This is a genomic window from Massilia sp. LXY-6 (assembly GCF_051233485.1).
Lineage (GTDB): Bacteria > Pseudomonadota > Gammaproteobacteria > Burkholderiales > Burkholderiaceae_D > Telluria.
Genome location: NZ_JBKFGF010000009.1, coordinates 146,447 through 165,026 on the forward strand (window position 1 = coordinate 146,447; position 18,580 = coordinate 165,026).

The 18,580-nt window shown below is 60.5% G+C and carries 17 protein-coding genes and 1 pseudogene; 13 read left to right on the forward strand and 5 right to left on the reverse strand.

The genetic code is table 11. The features are described from left to right. Window positions 1–296 precede the first annotated feature (296 nt). The 3 genes and pseudogenes from dusA to ACI48D_RS05040 form a co-directional block, all read right to left on the reverse strand. Window positions 297–1,304, reverse strand: a complete 1,008-nt coding sequence (gene dusA / locus ACI48D_RS05030) for a tRNA dihydrouridine(20/20a) synthase DusA (RefSeq protein ID WP_435570113.1) — start codon at window positions 1,302–1,304, stop codon at window positions 297–299. 846 nt (window positions 1,305–2,150) lie between these two features. Further along, window positions 2,151–2,966 carry a glycosyltransferase family 25 protein gene (locus ACI48D_RS05035; RefSeq protein WP_435570114.1) on the reverse strand — a complete coding sequence of 272 codons (816 nt, stop codon included), beginning with the start codon at window positions 2,964–2,966 and terminating at the stop codon, window positions 2,151–2,153. A gap of 292 nt (window positions 2,967–3,258) precedes the next feature. Beyond that, window positions 3,259–3,431, reverse strand: a pseudogene (locus tag ACI48D_RS05040) (transposase); the annotation flags it as partial. A 380-nt stretch (window positions 3,432–3,811) separates the two neighbouring features. Here ACI48D_RS05040 and ACI48D_RS05045 point away from each other — a divergent pair. The 12 genes from ACI48D_RS05045 (at window position 3,812) to ACI48D_RS05100 (ending at window position 13,851) form a co-directional block, all read left to right on the forward strand. After that, window positions 3,812–4,120 (forward strand): hypothetical protein, encoded by a 309-nt coding sequence (locus ACI48D_RS05045; protein WP_435570115.1) that lies wholly within the window; start codon window positions 3,812–3,814, stop codon window positions 4,118–4,120. 137 nt (window positions 4,121–4,257) lie between these two features. Continuing rightward, on the forward strand, window positions 4,258–5,256 hold the full coding sequence (locus ACI48D_RS05050) for a GHMP family kinase ATP-binding protein (protein WP_435570116.1): 999 nt from the start codon (window positions 4,258–4,260) through the stop codon (window positions 5,254–5,256). Then, window positions 5,256–6,260, forward strand: coding sequence for a GDP-L-fucose synthase family protein (locus ACI48D_RS05055; RefSeq protein WP_435570117.1), 1,005 nt, complete (start codon window positions 5,256–5,258; stop codon window positions 6,258–6,260). Before ACI48D_RS05050 ends, ACI48D_RS05055 begins: the two co-directional genes overlap by 1 nt. A gap of 34 nt (window positions 6,261–6,294) precedes the next feature. After that, entirely contained in the window at window positions 6,295–6,897 is a 603-nt protein-coding gene (locus ACI48D_RS05060; protein ID WP_435570118.1) for a thiamine pyrophosphate-dependent enzyme, read from the forward strand. Between the two features lie 9 nt (window positions 6,898–6,906). Next, window positions 6,907–7,443 (forward strand): hypothetical protein, encoded by a 537-nt coding sequence (locus ACI48D_RS05065; protein WP_435570119.1) that lies wholly within the window; start codon window positions 6,907–6,909, stop codon window positions 7,441–7,443. Further along, a complete protein-coding gene (locus tag ACI48D_RS05070; RefSeq protein ID WP_435570120.1) occupies window positions 7,440–8,672 on the forward strand; it encodes a DegT/DnrJ/EryC1/StrS family aminotransferase in 1,233 nt (410 codons plus the stop codon). Before ACI48D_RS05065 ends, ACI48D_RS05070 begins: the two co-directional genes overlap by 4 nt. A 3-nt stretch (window positions 8,673–8,675) precedes the next feature. After that, a complete protein-coding gene (locus ACI48D_RS05075; RefSeq protein ID WP_435570121.1) occupies window positions 8,676–9,416 on the forward strand; it encodes a sugar phosphate nucleotidyltransferase in 741 nt (246 codons plus the stop codon). After that, window positions 9,413–10,000 (forward strand): D-sedoheptulose-7-phosphate isomerase, encoded by a 588-nt coding sequence (locus tag ACI48D_RS05080; protein ID WP_435570122.1) that lies wholly within the window; start codon window positions 9,413–9,415, stop codon window positions 9,998–10,000. Before ACI48D_RS05075 ends, ACI48D_RS05080 begins: the two co-directional genes overlap by 4 nt. 22 nt (window positions 10,001–10,022) lie before the next feature. Then, a complete protein-coding gene (locus tag ACI48D_RS05085) occupies window positions 10,023–10,961 on the forward strand; it encodes an NAD-dependent epimerase/dehydratase family protein (protein ID WP_435570123.1) in 939 nt (312 codons plus the stop codon). Then, window positions 10,954–11,535 (forward strand): D-glycero-beta-D-manno-heptose 1,7-bisphosphate 7-phosphatase, encoded by a 582-nt coding sequence (gene gmhB / locus ACI48D_RS05090; protein WP_435570125.1) that lies wholly within the window; start codon window positions 10,954–10,956, stop codon window positions 11,533–11,535. Before ACI48D_RS05085 ends, gmhB begins: the two co-directional genes overlap by 8 nt. 20 nt (window positions 11,536–11,555) lie before the next feature. Continuing rightward, window positions 11,556–12,692, forward strand: coding sequence for a glycosyltransferase (locus ACI48D_RS05095; RefSeq protein ID WP_435570126.1), 1,137 nt, complete (start codon window positions 11,556–11,558; stop codon window positions 12,690–12,692). A 16-nt stretch (window positions 12,693–12,708) separates the two neighbouring features. After that, entirely contained in the window at window positions 12,709–13,851 is a 1,143-nt protein-coding gene (locus ACI48D_RS05100) for a class I SAM-dependent methyltransferase (RefSeq protein ID WP_435570127.1), read from the forward strand. Window positions 13,852–14,077: 226 nt separating this feature from the next. Here ACI48D_RS05100 and ACI48D_RS05105 read toward each other — a convergent pair whose 3' ends face one another. Then, window positions 14,078–15,004, reverse strand: a complete 927-nt coding sequence (locus ACI48D_RS05105) for a tetratricopeptide repeat protein (RefSeq protein WP_435570128.1) — start codon at window positions 15,002–15,004, stop codon at window positions 14,078–14,080. 155 nt (window positions 15,005–15,159) lie between these two features. Then, the gene (locus tag ACI48D_RS05110) at window positions 15,160–17,373 is read right to left on the reverse strand and encodes a tetratricopeptide repeat protein (protein WP_435570130.1); all 2,214 of its coding nucleotides are present in this window, start codon (window positions 17,371–17,373) and stop codon (window positions 15,160–15,162) included. 309 nt (window positions 17,374–17,682) lie between these two features. Between ACI48D_RS05110 and ACI48D_RS05115 the strand changes: the two genes are divergently transcribed. Beyond that, window positions 17,683–18,552: a flagellin gene (locus tag ACI48D_RS05115; RefSeq protein WP_435570131.1), complete on the forward strand. Its 870-nt coding sequence runs from the start codon at window positions 17,683–17,685 to the stop codon at window positions 18,550–18,552. The last annotated feature ends 28 nt before the right edge of the window (window positions 18,553–18,580 follow it).

The window sequence follows — 18,580 nt, forward strand, 5'->3', positions numbered from 1 at the left end:
ACGCCGCGCGTCGCTCTGTTACTCAAAGTTCAACTTCTCCGTGAGCTTTCGCGTATTTCCGTCAGGATAAATCAAAACACTGCCGTTGCATTCAGTAAACATGATCCGACTCAATAATGTTTCGCTACTACAACAATATCAAGAGATATGCGAGGAGAAGAGCCCGATTATGGGTCTGTTCTTTCCTTTGGGCAAGAAAAAAGAGGGGTGGAGCCTGTCTATACAACAGGGCATGACGGATTTTTAAAGGGAACGGCGATGCCCGGACGGCACCGCCTTGTGAGGAAGAAAATGAATCAGGCTGCCTTGCGCAGCCGTCCTGCAGCTTCCAGCAGGAGCTCGGGATTGCCTTCGGCGAGGCGGCGGGAGTCCGACAGCAGCTGGCGGAAACCGCGCGCGCCCGGCAGCCCGGCCATCAGGCCCAGCATGTGGCGGGTGATGCTGTTCAGGCGCAGGCCCAGCGGGCCGTAGCGTTCGAGCTCGGCGCGGATGTACGGGATCATCGCTTTCAGCACCTGTTCGCGCGATTTCGGCGCGGTCCCGTCGCCATAAAAGCGGGCATCCCAGTCGGCCATCACAAACGGATTGTGGTAAGCCTCGCGGCCGATCATGACGCCGTCGACGTGCGCCAGGTGGCTTTCGATCTCGTCGCTGGTCTTGATGCCGCCGTTGATGATGATTTCCAGTTCCGGGAACTCGCGCTTGAGCTGGTAGGCCACCGCATAGCGCAGCGGCGGGATCTCGCGGTTTTCCTTGGGCGACAGCCCCTTCAGCACGGCGTTGCGGGCATGGACGATGAAGGTGCGGCAGCCGGCGTCGGCGATGGTGCCGACGAAATCGCGCACGAAACCGTATTCTTCGTTGTAGTCGATGCCGATGCGGTGCTTGACGGTGACGTCGATCGAGACGGCGTCGCGCATCGCCTTCACGCAATCGGCCACCAGTTGCGGCTCGTTCATCAGGCAGGCGCCGAACGCACCCTTCTGCACGCGCTCGGACGGGCAGCCGCAGTTCAGGTTGATCTCGTCATAGCCCCACTGCTCGCCCAGCTTCGCGCTCTTGGCCAGGTCGGCCGGTTCGCTGCCGCCCAGTTGCAGGGCGACCGGGTGCTCGACCTCGTCGTAGCGCAGGTGGCGCTCGACGTCGCCATAGACCAGCGCCCCGGTGGTCACCATTTCGGTGTACAGCCAGGTGTGGCGGGTGATCTGGCGGTGGAACACGCGGCAGTGGCGGTCGGTCCAATCCATCATCGGCGCAATACTTAGAGTTCGTTTGCGGTATTTCATATTTTCTTGGTTCCTCATGCCCAGCGTCTTACGCAACCCATTAGTTTACAGCGAAAGCGCCTTGGGCGACCATCTGCCATCGATAGTGGTTTTGTCGCTACGGCATCCACACCGGCCCGCAAGCGCCGCACAGCCATCCCTGCATCACTACTCCGTCACCCCGAGTGCTTGCTGAACAGTATCCAAATGTCTGACGCCGGCCTGACCCTGGCTGAACTTCTCATTTAACATCCCGACATTGCCAGGCGTACGGCGCAGCGCGTGATCGCACAAATGATCTCGCGCGGCCAGGTCAGCGCAGTGGGGAAGGGAGAATTTGCCGCTATTTCGGCGCTGGTGCCCATGCTGAAACGGGCGTGCAAAATGCGGGTACGGATATGTTCCCGAGCTTCATCCCGCTCTCGGCAGACAGCCAAGACATCCTTGCGTATGTCGACCAGCCCGTGGAGGCACGCAAGCCGGTAGGCTACCAACGCGAATTTATGGATGCCTACCGCCCCAACGAGACTTGGTACCTGTCCGAGTCACTACGCCGCCAACTGCGCAAGATGGGGCTTACCGCCGACGTCGGGCGCCGGCGGACACCTACAGCCGCGCCATCCTGAACCGTTTGCTGATCGATCTGTCGTGGGCTTCGAGCTACCTGGAAGGCAATACCTATTCGCGCCTCGAAACGCGCGAACTCATCGGGCACGGGACCGCGGCACGCGGCAAGCCCGCTATCGAAACGCAGATGATCCTGAATCATAAGACAGCGATCGGGCTGCTTGTCGAAAACACTTCGAAGGAGGTGATCAAGTCACTCCTCATGGGCGCCGGTGCGCGCATGCATCCCGGCACCTTGCTGCAGTGTGGGCAGGTGGTTTATTTCGATACGAAGGACCCCGAGCTCTGGGCGCCGAGAAGCACGCCCAGCAGCCTTGCTTCCTCGTCGCAGAATTCTTCGCCGATCTGCTCGATGATGGGACGCAGCTTGTCCAGGTCCCGGTCGAGCGCCACGAGTTGGCGAAACGCGATCCAGATCCTGTCGGCCGCGATTTCGTCCCGGATCTGGGATGGGCCCGATTCGGTGGAGAGCGCGGTCACGAAGGGAAAGAACGCCAGGGCCTTGAGCTTTTTCTCGTATACGAGCTTGCGCAGCGCGAGGTCGTAGGGCAAGTTCAGTTCCTGGTGGGCGCCGAGCAGGGCACCGATCTTCTTTAGCGAGCGATGGTTGACGATGTACCCGGTCGAGCCGGCAAACACGTAGTTGGCCAGGTCGAGCAGGCACACTCCGTCCGCTTCGCGCAGCTGGCGGCTCAATCGTAAGAGATCGATCATGGCGGACGGCTGCGGGATACAGACTTCGGTAAAGATGATATCCCAGTCATAATCACCGCTCGTGCGCAGGAAGTTGCCGATCGTGTCAGCGCTGCGCGGCCCGAGGAGCGAATCGTCTTCCAGGATGAACAGGTGCTCGGTCGCATCGAGATTCAGGCCGATCACCGCGCAATGGCTGAGGAAGCAGCCCTTTTCCCCTGGCCGTAGCGTGCCGCCGATGCGGTGCTGCTCGACATAGCGTGCATCGAGTGCGGGAAAACGCTCGATCCGCCAGTCGTCGCCGCGGAATTCCGTCCAGTTCGCTTCGAACCGGGCGCGTCGGTCGGGCGCATTTTCCATGTTGATGTATACGCACTTCATCTACTGCTCCTTCTGGTTAACACTGCGTGCGGGGCGACTCCGTCGTATGGGCATGCGCCGCCTTGGCTGCTTGCGCCTGCAGACACGATAGGAACACTCCCGACATGTGCTCTGCTTAGCCCGCCCATTATAGGTATCGAAATCTTGTTCTACAAGAACGATCATGACCGCCTCCACATCGTGGCGTTCAATCACTTAGGGAGGCGCTGAACCAATAGCTTGTGTTTTCGGTTCGATGCGACAAAACCGGCTTCGGGCAGTACGGAGCTCGGGCGCGAGCGCCTCCAAAAGTTCGGCCGGCCAGCACCAGATTGGCGAACGCGAACAAGGTATGCAGTTGTGCGGTGTTCTTCGCCAGTCCCCGGTAACGCGTCTTGCGATGCCTGAACAGGTTCTTCAGCACATGAAACGGATGCTCGACCTTCGCGCAACGTTGGCCTTGGCCTTCTCCAGCCTCTCCTTGACGTGGCCCTCATTGATTTCATCGAAGATCCTATGTCAGCTTGTGCTTACCGAGCAGGCGACGGAACTTGGGCAAGGTCTTCGCGTTCGGCGCCGACTCATGCGTCAGGTCGACGCCGCCAAAACCGCGAATGGCCTGGCCATCATAGATGGCATCTCTTCCTTAGAAGGTAGGCAATATTTGTACCAAAATGTCGACTCAACAGCAGTTTTGTTTATTGTGGGAAATTATTTTCTTCAGGAAAACGAAGATTGCAGGTAGACTGCCGTTTGTCTATGCCTGCAGGATCTGCCTGGTATAGCCAGACCGCCTGCCAGCCTTGCCCGTTCGATGCACTTGAACAGTTTGATTGCATTGCAGGCGCCATCAGGAGATCGTCAACGTGCCGGAAGCCCAAAATATCGATGTAGTGCTCGTCAACCCCGGCAGTCGCTCCGCCGTCTACCAGAAGCTGGGCGACGAACTGTCGGCCATCGAACCGCCTACCCTGGCGGGTTTGTTTGCCACCTATCTCCGCCGCAACGATCTGTCGGTCGGCATCATCGACGCTCCGGCGCACAGCCTGAGCCAGCAAGCCGTGGCCGACCTGGCGCTGGAAGCGAAGCTTGAAAAGAGCTGGGAACTGCCGTCGAGTTGGATCGGTTATTCCAGCATAGCTACGAATGCCTGCCGTTGCGCACCGAGGCATTGAGCGCGGCCGAACCAAACTACCTAGCCTTGGTAGAACGCAAGTTCGGCAAGGATGTGGTCCAGCATCTCCGAGAAATGACCAAGATCAGGCTGCAGCGCAAGATCTTGGACGACTAACGACGCCAACCAAGCTGTAAGATGATTATTACCCGTACGCCTTTCCGCATGTCGTTCTTCGGCGGCGGCACAGACTATCCGGCCTGGTATGCCGAGCATGGTGGCGCCGTATTGGCCACCAGCATCAACAAGTATTGCTACATTACTTGCCGCCATCTGCCGCCCTTCTTCGAACATAAGCACCGCATCGTTCATTCGCTGATCGAGAACGTCCAGACCATCGATCAGATCAAGCACCCGGCGGTGCGCGCCATCCTGGGCTGGGCCGGCTGCGAGCGCGGGCTGGAAATCCATCATGATGGCGACCTGCCCGCGCGTTCGGGCCTCGGATCGAGCTCGTCGTTCACGGTCGGGCTGTTGCACGCGCTGGCCGCGCTCGAAGGACGCCATGCTTCCAAGGAATACCTGGCCAGCAATGCCATCCATGTAGAACAGAACGTGATCGGCGAGAACGTCGGCTCCCAGGACCAGGTGTCGGCGGCCTACGGCGGCTTCAACCTCGTTGAATTCCATCGCAACGGCAGCTTCAGCGCCTCGCCCGTGATCCTGCGCCAGGAACGGCTGGCAGAGTTCGAAAGCCACCTGATGCTGTGCTTTACCGGCTTTTCGCGCATCGCATCGGAAGTGGCGAAATCGCAGATCGCCAATCTGCGCGAACGCCAGGCGCAATTGCACCGCATGCGCGAGATGGTGGACGAAGCCATCGCCATCCTGCAGAGCGCCAACGCGCCGATCGAGGAGCTTGGCAAGCTGTTGCATGAAAGCTGGCTGTGCAAGCGCTCGCTGTCCGACAAGGTGTCGACCAGTGACATCGATTACCTGTACCAGGAGGCGATCAAGGCCGGCGCCATCGGCGGCAAGATCATGGGCGCCGGCGGCGGCGGTTTCCTGATGCTGTTCGTCAAGCCGGAACTCCAGGACAATGTGCGCGAACGCCTGAAACACCTGATTCACGTGCCGTTCAAGTTCGAAGACGGCGGCAGCCGTGTGGTCATGTACCAACCCAACGGATTGTCTTGATGAGCCTTATCACACCGATCGCCTTGCCTGCCGACATGCCGCCGCGGGATGCGCTGATTTTCGTCGCCGGCCATGCCGGCCTGATCGGTTCTGCCATCGTGCGTGCGCTGCGGGCGGCCGGCTATCGCAACCTCATACTGCGCACGCGCGCCGAGCTGGAATTGCGCGATAAACAGCAGGTGGACGCTTTCTTCGACCAACAACGCCCGCAATACGTCCTGCTGGCAGCCGGAAAGGTGGGCGGAATCCAGGAAAACCAGAGTTTTCCGGCCGACTTTATCGATGCCAACCTCACCATTTCGCTGAACGTGCTGGGCGCCGCGCATCGCACCGGCGTCAAGCGCCTGGTCATGTTCGGCTCGTCCTGCATGTATCCGAAACAGACCGGACAGCCGATGCCGGAGGAGGCGCTGCTGTCCGGCCATCCCGAGCCGACCAGCCTGCCCTACGCGATCGCCAAGCTGGCGGGCGTGCATCTGTGCCTGGCCTATAACAGGCAATATGGTCAGCAGCGATTCATTCCTCTTATTCCGAATAGCGCCTACGGCCCCAACGACAATTTCGACCCGGAATCAGGACACGTCCTGTCGGCCTTGCTGGCGCGTTTCCATCTGGCGAAGACTGAAGGCGCGTCCTCGGTGACCTTGTGGGGCAGCGGCAATCCACGCCGCGAGTTCATCCATTCGAGCGACATTGCGGCGGCCTGCCTGCTGATGCTGCGTGACGAACTGCCGGTCCTGCAATTGCCCTTGAACGTAGGCTCCGGCAGCGATATTTCCATCCGCGAGCTGGCCGAGAGCATCGCTCGCGTGGTGGGCTATGCGGGCGACCTGGACTGGGACAGCAGCAAACCCGATGGCGCCATGCGCAAGCTGCTCGACAGCAGCCGGATGCAGCAGCTCGGCTGGCGTGCCAGCGTTTCTCTGAAAGATGGGCTGCGCGATACCTATGCCTGGTACGTGCAGCAAAAGGCCGCGGGCCGTAATAATTCCGCCCTTCAATAGGACCGGCGCCCCGGCGCCATTTTGATTTGGTGAAATGATGACGAAAGACGAACTGATTGCCTTCGAAGAGGACATTGCCGCGACGTTCAACGCCGGCAAGATCCGCGCGCCGGTGCATCTGTACTATGGCAACGAAGAACATATCATCGAGGTATTCAAGAAGATCCGGCCACAGGACTGGGTATTCTGCTCGTGGCGCTCGCATTACCAGTGCCTGCTCAAGGGCGTGCCTCCGGCCCAGGTGCGCGACGAGATCCTGGCGGGCCGCTCGATTTCGCTGTGTTTCCCGGAACACCGCATCTACTCTTCGGCCATTGTCGGAGGCGTGCTCCCGATTGCAGTGGGCGCTGCGATGGCCATCAAACGCAGCGGCGAAGACGCCAAGGTCTACTGCTTCATGGGCGAAATGACCTCGGAAACCGGCATCGCGCACGAATCGATCAAGTACAGTCGCAACCACTCGCTGCCGATCCACTTTGTGGTGGAAGACAACGAGAAATCGGTCTGCACCGATACCCGCGAGACTTGGAACCAGGCGCGCTTGACCTACGAAGAGGTGAACGACGAATACATCACCTACTACCGCTACCAAACCAAATATCCGCATGCCGGCGCTGGTGTGCGCGTCCAGTTCTAAGGGCAGACCATGAAATACTTTGACGAACTTAAACGCTCGATGGACTTCCTGGCTCAGGATCCTCGCACTGTTTTCATGGGACAAGCCGTGGCCGTGCCCGGCACCGCCATGAGCAATACGCTCAAGGATGTGCCGCGCGAACGCCTGATCGAATTGCCCGTTGCGGAAGAAATGCAGATGGGCATGACGACCGGCATGGCACTGACCGGCGCAGTGCCGGTCAGTATCTTTCCGCGCTGGAACTTCCTGCTGTGCGGCATGAGCCAGTTGATCAGCCATCTGGACAAAGTCGATGTCATGTCCAATGGCGGCTACAAGGTCAAGGCGATTGTCCGCACCGGCATCGGTGCGCAGCGCCCCATGCATCCCCAGCACCAGCATATCGGCGACTTCACCGAGGCCTTGCGCCTGATGTGCAGCACGATCGAAGTGATCCGCCTGGATGAGCCGGAAGACATCTTCCCGGCCTACGAACGCGCCCTGCTGCGGGACGACGGACGCAGCACGATCATTGTCGAATACGGCGATTACTACAACGAAAAATGAAGCAGGCGGCAGCGTTGCCGCATGCGCCTGCAAAACTGAATGACCGGAACGAGCTCCCGATGAAATATCCCTTGATGAGGAATAATATCCTTCGTGAAGACCTGGACGCAGTGATCGAACACCTGCGCCAGGATGACCCTATCCTGACCAATGGCCCCAATGTGCGCGCCTTCGAGAAAGAATGGTCGGAATGGCTGGGCGTGAAATACAGCGTCTTCGTGAACTCGGGAGCGTCAGCGAACCTGTTGAGCATGGCCGTGCTCAAGCTGCGCCATCCGGAAGGCGGAGAAGTTATCGTGCCGCCGCTGACATGGGTATCGGACGTGGCCTCGGTACTGCAAAACGGTTTTACCCCGGTGTTTGCCGACATCGATCCGCGCACGCTGTCGATGGACCCACAGCAAATCATCGGCAAACTCACCGACCGCACGCGCGCTGTCTTCATGACGCATGCGCAAGGCTTCGATGGTTTGACCGACGAACTCCTGGCCGAGCTGGAACGCCGCAATATCCCGCTCATCGAAGATGTCTGCGAATCGCATGGCGCCACTCACAATGGCAAACGCCTGGGCAGCTTCGGGTGGATGTCCAATTTCTCGTTCTATTACGCGCACCACATGAGCACCATCGAGGGCGGCATGGTCTGTACCGACGACCCAGAGGTATACCAGCAGGTGCGCATGCTGCGCTCGCACGGCATGGTGCGCGAATCGACCGACGACGGGCTCAAGCAGGAGTATCAGGAAACCTATCCCCAGCTCAACCCGGATTTCATCTTTGCCTATCCGGCCTACAACGTGCGCAATACCGAAATCGGCGCCATCATGGGCCGCAGTCAGTTGAAGCGCTTGGACGCCAACGTCGAGCGCCGTACCGCCAACCTGATGCGCTTCCTCGGCCAGATCGACAGCCAGCGCTACCGTGTCGACTTCAAGACCGAAGGTTCCAGCAACTACGCGTTCAACCTGATCCTCAACGAGGAGGACGACGCCGTCACCGATCGCCTGATGCAGACCATGCGCAGCGCCGGCATCGAGTTTCGCCGCGGCAGCGCCGGTGGTGGCAACCAGATCCGCCAGCCCTATCTGAAGGCCATCGTTCCGGCCGACCATCACTTGGATTTTCCGCATACCGAACACGTGCATTTCTACGGATTCTATATCGGCAACTTCCCGGATCTCTCCGATGCCGAAGTCGATGAAATCTGCGCCATCCTGAACGCGGTCTGAACGATGACGATCCAGTCCGCCGTCATCCTGGCCGGAGGCCTGGGCACCCGCCTGCGCAGCGCGGTGCCGGACCTGCCCAAGCCGCTGGCGCCGATCGATGGACGCCCTTTTCTGGAGTACCTGCTCGATTTCTGGATTGCGCAGGGCATCAGACATTTCATCCTGGCGGTCGGCTACCGGCACGAGCTCATCACCTCGCATCTGGGCCTGCGCTATCGCGGGGCGCGACTGGACTACGTCGTCGAGCAAACGCCGCTGGGCACGGGTGGCGCCGTGCTGCTGGCCTTGCAAAAGCTGCCGGCCGACCAGCGTTTCCTGCTACTCAACGGCGACACCTACTTTTCCGTGGACGGCGACGGCCTGGAGACTTTCGCCCGCGCCCATGACAGCGACTGGTGCTTTTCACTGTTCCGCACCGGCGAAACCAGCCGCTATCTCGGCATGGGCGTGGCGGCGGACGGTCGCATCACAGAACTGAAGTCGAGCCAGGACGGCGACCAATGCCTGGCCAACGGCGGGGTGTACTGTATCCATCCGCGCGCCTTCAGCGCACTGACGCTGGCCGGCGGCCAAGCCTTGGCCGCTGGCGCCAGCGCCTCGTTGGAAAACGACATCTTCCCGGCCGCTTTCGATGCCGGCCAGAGAATGTACGGCGTCGAATTCAACGGCAGCTTCATCGATATCGGCATTCCTGCCGACTACCACAGGGCCGGCGCCGTCCTCAACGCAAAGGACAAGCCATGACATCCATCGCCGATCGCCTGCAACGCAACCTGGACGCCTCGATCCGTGCCATGCAGGAACTGAAGCAGCAAGACGGCACGCTCGCCACCTTCGAGGCGGCGGTCGCGGCAACCGTCGCCGCCTATCGCAACGGACGCCGCATCTATATCGCGGGCAATGGCGGGTCAGCCGCCGATGCCCAGCATCTCGCGGCCGAATTCGTCAGCAAGCTGGCGCGTGACAGGGCGCCGTTGGCGGCCGAGGCGCTGACCACCGACAGTTCGATCCTCACCGCCATCGGCAACGATTACGGGTATGAACAGGTATTTTCCCGCCAGCTGGCCGGCAAGGCGGTGGCGGGCGATATCTTCCTTGGCATCACCACGTCCGGCCAATCCCCCAACATCCTGCGCGCGCTGGAGCAATGCAAGCGCATGGGCGTGCCCAGCATCGTATTCCTTGGACGCGATGGCGGTCCGGCGCTGCCGCTGGCCGACTACGGCATCGTCGTGCCCGGGCAAGCGACCAGCACGATCCAGGAATTGCATATCGTATTAGCCCACACACTGTGCGAGTGCGTGGAAGCGGCCATTTTCGGCGACTAATTCTCCTCAAGGACGACCTATCATGTCTTACAACATCCTCGTTACCGGCGGCGCAGGCTATCTCGGTTCCATTCTCGTGCCGGCCCTGCTGGCCGATGGTCACAGGGTGACCGTGCTGGACAACCTGATGTACGGGCAGGCCAGCCTGTCGCATGTCTGTTATCACGAGAATTTCAGCATCGTACGTGGCGACATTCGCCTGGAGAGGACAATCGTACCGCTGATACAGAAGGCCGACATCATCATCCCGCTGGCGGCCTACGTGGGCGCGCCGTTGTGCAACAAGGACCCGGTCGGCGCGACCACCGTGAACCACGATGCCATCCTGATGATGCTCAAGCATCTCAGCCCCAACCAGATGCTGCTCATGCCCACGACCAACAGTGCCTACGGTTCTGGCGACGAAAACAATTTCTGCACCGAAGAATCGCCGTTGCGCCCCATCTCGCAATACGCCATCGAAAAGGTCGAGATCGAACAGGCGATCATGCAGCATCCGAACGCCATCAGCTTCCGCCTGGCGACGGTATTCGGCATGTCGCCTCGCATGCGCATCGACCTGCTGGTCAACGATTTTACCTATCGCGCCGTCCATGATCGCTTCGTCGTGCTGTTCGAGCCCCATTTCAAGCGCAATTACGTGCACGTGCGCGATGTCACCCGCGCTTTCCAGCATGGCATCACCAACTTCGACAGCATGAAGGGACAAATCTATAACGTCGGCTTGTCGGAGGCCAATGTTTCGAAGATGGAACTGTGCCAGACGATTGCGCGCCATGTGCCGGATTTCATCTTCCCCGAGGCGGCGATCGGCAAGGACCCCGACCAGCGCAACTACATCGTCTCCAACGCTAAGATCGAGGCCACCGGATTCAAGACCGCTTTCTCGCTGGATCGCGGCATCGTCGAACTCGTCAAGGGCTTCACTATGTTGAAGAACACCAAGTACGGCAATGTCTGAACGCGCCAGGCCCTGCGTATTCATCGACCGCGACGGCACCCTGAACGTCGAAAAGAATTACCTGCACCGCTACGAAGACTGGGAATGGATTCCCGGTTCGGTCGAGATGCTCAGGCAGCTCCGCGATGCCGGGTTTCTGACCATCGTGGTCACCAACCAGGCGGGCGCGGCACGAGGCTATTACGACGAGGCCGCGATCGAGCGCTTACATGCCCTCGTGGACAAAGAACTGCGCGCCGCCGGCAGCGGCATCGATGCCTATTATTACTGTCCGCACCATCCCCGATACGGGGAAGTGCGCGACTGCGATTGCCGCAAGCCCGCGCCGGGAATGCTGCTCGAGGCGCAGCGGCAGTGGAATGTCGCGCTGGAAGACTCATGGATGGTGGGCGACAAGCTCAGCGATATCGAGGCAGGCCTGGCAGCAGGCGTCCGTTGCATCCTGGTCCGTACGGGCTATGGGCAGACGGAACAGGATAGCTGCCCGCCGGGTGTTCTCCTGGTCGCCGACTTTGCGGAAGCAGGAGCCCTGATCCTGCGCGACGCTGGCGCATCAGCAATCTTAAAATCTTAGCAAAAAATAAGGTGAATGGCTTGAATCCCCCCTCTCCACGTATCCTGTTTATTTTCGTCGAGTTCCCGAACTGGCGCATGGCCCGCAGCCTGTCCTTTCCCACGCAGGTGGGTCTCGAGCATGCATTGCGCCAGAGCGGCGCCGACGTGTTCAGCGTACCCTGCCTGTCCATCATGGACAACAATTCCAATGGGAACTGGCTTTCCCGCCTGCAGGAAATGGTGGGAGAGCGCAAGTACGATCAAGTATGGATCGAAGTGGTTCATGCCAATTTCGACGAACAGTTTCTCTCATGGGTCGCAAGCCTGGCGCCGGTACGCTTGGGCATGGTAATGGAATCGTTACAGTACGAACCCTATGTCTACGACCTGGAACCCTACCTCAAGACGCGCAAGGAAAGAGTGGTTCGACGGCTGGCGTACATGACGCATGCACTAATGGTCGATGAAGTCGATGTCAGCGATCTCAACCAGGATGGCAAGATCAAGGCCATGTGGTGGCCGCAGACTGTTCCGCAGGCCAGCATCCAAAGTGCCGCGCCGGCCTCCAACGCTTATGCCGTGTTCTACGGCGCGCTCTACGGAAAACGTCAAGGCTGGCTCAATGAGCCCGCCCTGGCGGGCTTACTGGTGCAACCGGGGCCCTCACTGGAATATCAAACCGCTTATCCAGCATTGTTCGATCAACTGCAGCAATTGACCGCCCAGGCCCTGGAAGGCGGCCTGCCTGCTTCGCAGCACATATTGCGTCGCTACCTGAATGTGCTGCACAACCTGAGAGAAAGCGTTTTTGCCTTGTGGCTCCGCAGCCTCCAGCAAGGGACGTCCGTGGTCAATCTGCCATCATTTTTTCAAGGATTTCCTAGCCGCATCTATGAGGGCATGGCGGCAGGAAAGCCCGTCATCTCCTGCAGCGTGCCTGGCCGTCCAAGGACCAATGCCCTGTTTACCGACGAACAGGACATCCTGTTATATGACCCCGACTCTCCCGAGCATCTGGCCCACCAGATCCGTCGCATTCAAACCGACAAGTCGCTCGCGGCCCGCCTGGTGACCAATGCCAGCCAGAAGATCCGTGCCTTTCACACTACGGAGTTTCGGGTTGCGCAGATCCTGGGCTGGCTGGAGAACGGGGTCGAACCCCATTTCAGTGTTTAGGAGTCGGCTTGAACTGTTGCAATCCAACAAGGCGACGTCGGCGCGGTTTACCTTTCAAATTTTTCGTATAGGGACTTTCGTGACTGCAGCAAACTTCTTCATCAAACCTGGCTACCGGGCTCGTACCCAGCCCGAGTACGACGCCGATATCCAACAGGATGGCACGATCTTGCATCCGGAAGTCTTTTCGCTGGCGGCCACCCTGGCTTACCAGTACGAGTGCCGCTACATCATCGATATCGGTTGCGGCAGGGCTGACAAGCTTGCCGCGCTCCACCCCGAATTCGAGATCATCGGACTGGACTCCGGGAGCAAGCTCGAATATTGCCGTACCCGCTATCCGTTCGGACAGTGGATTGAAGTCGACCTGGAAAACTGCACGGACCCGGACATCCCGGCCGATATCCTGCGCAACGCGGTAGTCGTCAACGCCGGTGTGATCGAACACTTGGTCAATCCGGCCAAGCCGATGCAACTGATCCACTCTTATCTCATCCATGCCAAGGTGGCATTGATCTCTACACCGGAACGCGACCTGGAACGCGGTTTTCAGGATATGGGCCCGCCTGCCAATCCGGCCCACATTCGCGAATGGAATCTCGCCGAACTGGACCTCCTGCTCAGCAGCGAAGGCTTGCGTCCAGCCTACTGCGGATTGACAGTTAGTAACGATAAGGACAATTTGCGCAAGACATCGCTGGCAATCATCCCCGGACTTTCTTTGAATTCATCTGAAGTGCGTGACCTGGGCGCCTTTTGCAAACAATGGTTGGCCGCGTCTCCCGAACAGCGTGAAGCCGCGCACCCCAGGTATCTCCACCATTTGGCAGAAGTGGAGACGGCGATGGCACTGGCCAATACGGAGGCGCAAAAGATCATCGCTGCCCCTCGCCTGCTGGAGATTGGCACACAGCACATCGACAACGGCCAGTATGACGAAGCATTCCAGGTACTGACCGAGGCCCTGCGGAACAAAACTGAAAACACTCCCGTCCCCGCCATTCTTTTCCAGTTGGGCCGGTTGGCAGCCTTCCGCCACCTGAACGAAGATGCCAAGGAGTTGTTCTATCAGGCGACCCTTCGAGATGCCGAGTTGACCAAAAACGTCATCGACTTTTACGTTGATCAGGTGGCGCGAGCGCGCTCGGGACAGCGGTAGAAAAGAGGTTTCGCGGCGTCCGTGCTCGGCATAAAGCTGGATGGTTATTCCGTCCGGGGATTCCTTCCAGCCCTGCTCGTACTCGCCGTTGCACAGGTACAACGGGCTTCCGGTGCCGGCGCGTCGGCGCGTAATCCGGATCGAGCGCCAGCAATACACTGGCACGCTACCGGTGCGCGAGCCCATGCCCCCATCGAGTTCGATCCCCGCTCGTGGCTTGCCAAGGCTACCTGAACTGCCCCTGCGCCTGAGCCAGTCCGCGCTGGTCGTAGGCGGCCGCGTCGGCCGGGTTCAGCCTGAGCGCGGCGTCGTAGCTGTCAACGGCGGCAGCGAAGCGCTGCAGCGCGTGCAGCGCCATACCGCGGATACGGTGGCCGTCCGGAAGGCTCGGGGCGACCCGGATGGCGGCGTCTGCGTCCGCCAGCGCCTGCTCCGGCTGCCCCGAACTCAGTTGCAGGAGGGCGCGCTTCAGGTAGCCGTCGCCTGTTTGCGGTGCGATGTCGATCATCCGCCCGCATGCCTGCAGCGCCGCGTCGAAGCGCTGGAGCGCCTCCAACACCTGGCAACGGTTGCCATGGGCGTCCAGGTAGCCGTCGTCGATGGCGAGCGCACGGTCCAGATTGGCCAAGGCCTGTTCATGGTGCCCCTGGCAATACAGGACCATCCCGATATTGTTCCGCACCGCCGCATCCTCGCCATGGCGGGACATGGTCTGGGCATAGGCCTCTAGCGCCTCGTCGTAGCGCAGCATCTCATGCAGGGTGATGGCGCGGTTGAAGCAGGCGTCCAGGTGGTTCGCATCCAGGGCCAGTGCGCCGGCATAGGCCTCCAAGGCGTTCTCGTGTTGCCCGAGTTCCTTGTAGGCGTTACCCAAATCACAATGTATGGCCGGCACCGCCGGATCGATGTCGATGGCCGAACGCAGGAAGCCTGCTGCTGCAGCATAGTCGCCGGACTGGAAGGCAACGACGCCGACATGGTGCAACGCACCAACATGGCCGGGCATCAGGCTGAGCACCTGCTCGTAGGCGCTCAGGGCGCGTTCGAGGCTGTTCTGCCGGTGAAAGGCGAGCCCGTCGGCAAACAAGCGCTCGACCTGGGCCGCATTCGGGTTTGCTCTGGAGCCGCCCAGAACACCGATAATTTTTACCATGATAATCCTTCCGAATCTGAAATTAACCCAGGGCCCGAATCGGGCGTATGTAGGATGGAGACCATCCGGCTACGCATCATCCACGGCCTGGAGTGTGGGGCAAGATTTCTACAAGGCAAAGCATTACGCGCCGCCAGGTAGCATTTTTTTCGCTGTCACGGCGCCGCTGCCCCGGCGATGAATTGCGCGAGGTCCGCTGCGATGCCCTCTAGCACCGGCTCCCATTCGCCGGACGCCGGCTGGCGGTACAGGCGGACCGACGGATACCACGGGCTGTCGCTGCGCTCGCGCAGCCAGCGCCAGTCGCTGTTCAGCGGTAAAAGAACCCATGTCGGCTTGCCGAGCGCAGCGGCCAGGTGGGCAGCGCTGGTGTCGACGGTGACGACCAGGTCGAGCGCGTCACACAGGGCGGCGGTATCGCTGAAGTCACCGATTTCCCCGCTGAACTGCAGGACGTCCGGATGAGCTTCGAGTGCGACCCGGTCAATCGGGCGGATTTCCTTTTGCAGCACGACGAATTGGACGTCTGCGGCCAGCAAGGGGGCGAACTTGGCGAAGTCGATGCTACGGTTGTGGTCGTTCAAGTGGACCGGGTTTCCCGACCAGACGATACCTACGCGCAGCTTTGACTTCTGACCGAGCCGGCGCGCCCACTGCGCCGATTTGTCGGGGTCTGCCGCGAGATAGCGAGGGAATGCCGGGATCGAATCGAGGCCGGTCCCGAACGCGAGCGGCAGACTCAGCAGCGGACACTGGAAGTCGAACGGCGGCAGCCGGGTGCCGCGCGCCACCACCTGATGCACACCCGGCTGGCTGCGCATCAGGTCGCACAGCGTACCCGGCACTTCCAGGATGACCTCGGCGCCGCGCGCGGCCACCAGCTGCGCATAGCGGCAGAACTGCAAGGTGTCGCCCAGGCCCTGCTCGCCGTACAGGAGGATGGTCTTGCCGTCCAAGTCCTGGTGTCCGCGCCACAGCGGCTCAGTGAACTCGCGCCGTTCGCGGGCCAGGCCCTGCGAGGCGGTCTTCCAGCGCCACTCGTAGCCGAGCCAGCCGTCGGCGAAGTTCCCTTCCTGCAGGTCGAGCAGGCTGCGGTTCCAGTGCGCCAGGGCGAATTCCGGCTTGAGCGCGATCGCGCGGTCGTAACTCGCGCGCGCATCAGCGCGGCGGCCGAGCGCATCGTAGATGGTGCCGAGATTGACATAGGCGTCGGCATAGCCGGGCGAAATCTCGAGCGCGTGTTCATAGGCCGTGATCGCCGCGTCCATCTCGCCCAAATCACGCAGCACGTTTCCGCGGTTCAGGTAGGTGCCCGGACGCTCGCCGCCCAGCGCCAGTGCCCTGTCGTGGCAGGCCATCGCTTCGTGGGGCTGCTTCAAGTCGCGGTAGGCGACGCCGCACTTGTCGTGGGCTTCGGGATCCTGGGGGTCGAGACGGATGGCTTCCTTGAAGCTGTCGAGCGCCTCGTGCACGCGCTTGATACCGAACAGCACAATGCCACGCGTCTTGTGAGCTTCAGCGTACCCGGGCGAGAGGGAGACCGCGATCTCGCTGTCGCGCAGCGCTTCTGCCGGCCGGTCGAGCGTGTAAAGCGCCGTCGCGCGATTGTTGTAGGCCTTGGCGAACGCAGGGTTCAGTTTGATTGCCTGCGTATAGCTTTCGATGGCGGAGTCAGACTGGTCGAGAGCCTGCAAGGCGGTGCCGCGGTTGAAGTGTGCCTCAGCTGAGTGACTCAATTGGAGCGCCTGGTCGTAGCATTGCAGGGCAACGTCGAACTGGCCCATCTCCTTGTGGACGTTGCCGCTGTTGTTATGGGCATCGACGTAACGCGGATCGAGTGCGATTGCACGGTTGTAGCTGGCGAGTGCATCGTCGAAGCGGCCCAGCTCCTTGAGTACCACGCCGCGATTATTGTGGCATTCGATGTCCTCGGGATTCGCGGCGAGCGCGATATCGTAGCTTCGCAATGCCTCCTCGTGCCGCTTCATGGCCTGCAAGGTCGTGGCGCGGTTGTAGTGCAGGTCGGGCAGCGACGGATCGAGACGGCCTGCCTGCTCGTAGCAGTCGAGCGCCTCGGCGAACCGGCCCAGCTCCTTGTAGGTGTTTCCGAGGTCGAGGTGGGCCGGTGCCAGCGAGGGAGCAAGCGCGAGCGCGGAACGGATGAAACCGGCGGCAATATTATGGTTGCCGGTCTGGAAGGAGATGATGCCCACATGGTGCAGCGCACCGGCGTGGCTGGGCATCGCACGCAGCACCTGCTCGTAGACGGCCATCGCATCGGACAGCTGGTTCTGCCGGTGGAGTGTCACGCCGCGTGCGAACATCTGTTCGAGGGCGACGGCGTCGCCCCCCTCGTGTGCCATCGTCATATATATCCTCTTAAGTTTCCAGGCCAGCATCGGCCTGCGCGGCTGCGCGACGGACGAAGTATACGGTGAAAACTTGCCCAGTGGCAAAACCATGCGTCGTTGGCTGCAGCCCCGCAGGTAACTTGTAGTGATTTGCCGACACAGATGACTTGTCGACAATGGTGGAGCCCCCCTGCTTTTAGGACCGAAAATATTTTAAAAAATTTCCCTACGGCACTTAATGAACCCAGATAAATGGTCGTCCTGTACTTGTGAGAGCGCGAAAAACGTTGCTCCAACCAGACACCAACCCTCTATCAGGAGCTTCAAATGCTGAGCCTTCACACCAACAACGCCGCCCTCGCCGCACAAAGCGCTTTGAGCACCACCCAGAACAAACTGTCGACCTCGATGACCCGCCTGTCGACCGGCTACCGCATCAACTCGGCAATGGACGACGCCGCCGGCCTGCAGATCGCCACCCGCCTGAAAGCACAGACCAGCGGTATGGCCGTCGCCATGCGCAACACTCAGAACTCCACCTCGATGCTGCAGACCGCCGAAGGCTCGCTGAACGAAGTGAACAACATGCTGGTCCGCATGAAAGACCTGGCAACCCAGGCATTCGACGCGTCGTCGAGCTCGGCGGACAAGACCGCGATGCAGTCGGAATACGACAACCTGAGCAAGGAAATCAGCAACGTCATGACGAACACCAAGTTCGGCGGACAAGCCCTGCTCAAGGGCGGCACGATCGCATCGGCCATGACCTTCCAGATCGGCGCCGCCTCCGGCCAGACGATGACGATGGACCTGAGCGCCTCGATGGGCACCACCGGTTCGGTGGGCAGCCAGCTGGCCCTGGTCAGCGCCAACTTCCTGGGCGCTGGCACCGCCACCGCCGGCACCGAACTGTCTGGCGCCTCCAACACGATCATCGACACCATCACGACCGCGATCGATGGCATCAGCTCGGTTCGTTCGAGCCTGGGCGCAGCCGCCAACCGCCTGGACCACGTCTACAACAACCTGTCGAACATCAGCAGCAACACCGAGGCCGCTACCGGCCGCATCATGGACGTCGACTTCGCACAGGAAAGCGCGAACATGACCTCGAATCAGATGCTGATGCAAGCCGGCACCGCCATGCTGAAGCAGACCAACAGCATGTCGTCGATGGTCATGTCGCTGCTGCAGTAATCGTCAAATAGCCAGACTCCAAAGGCCA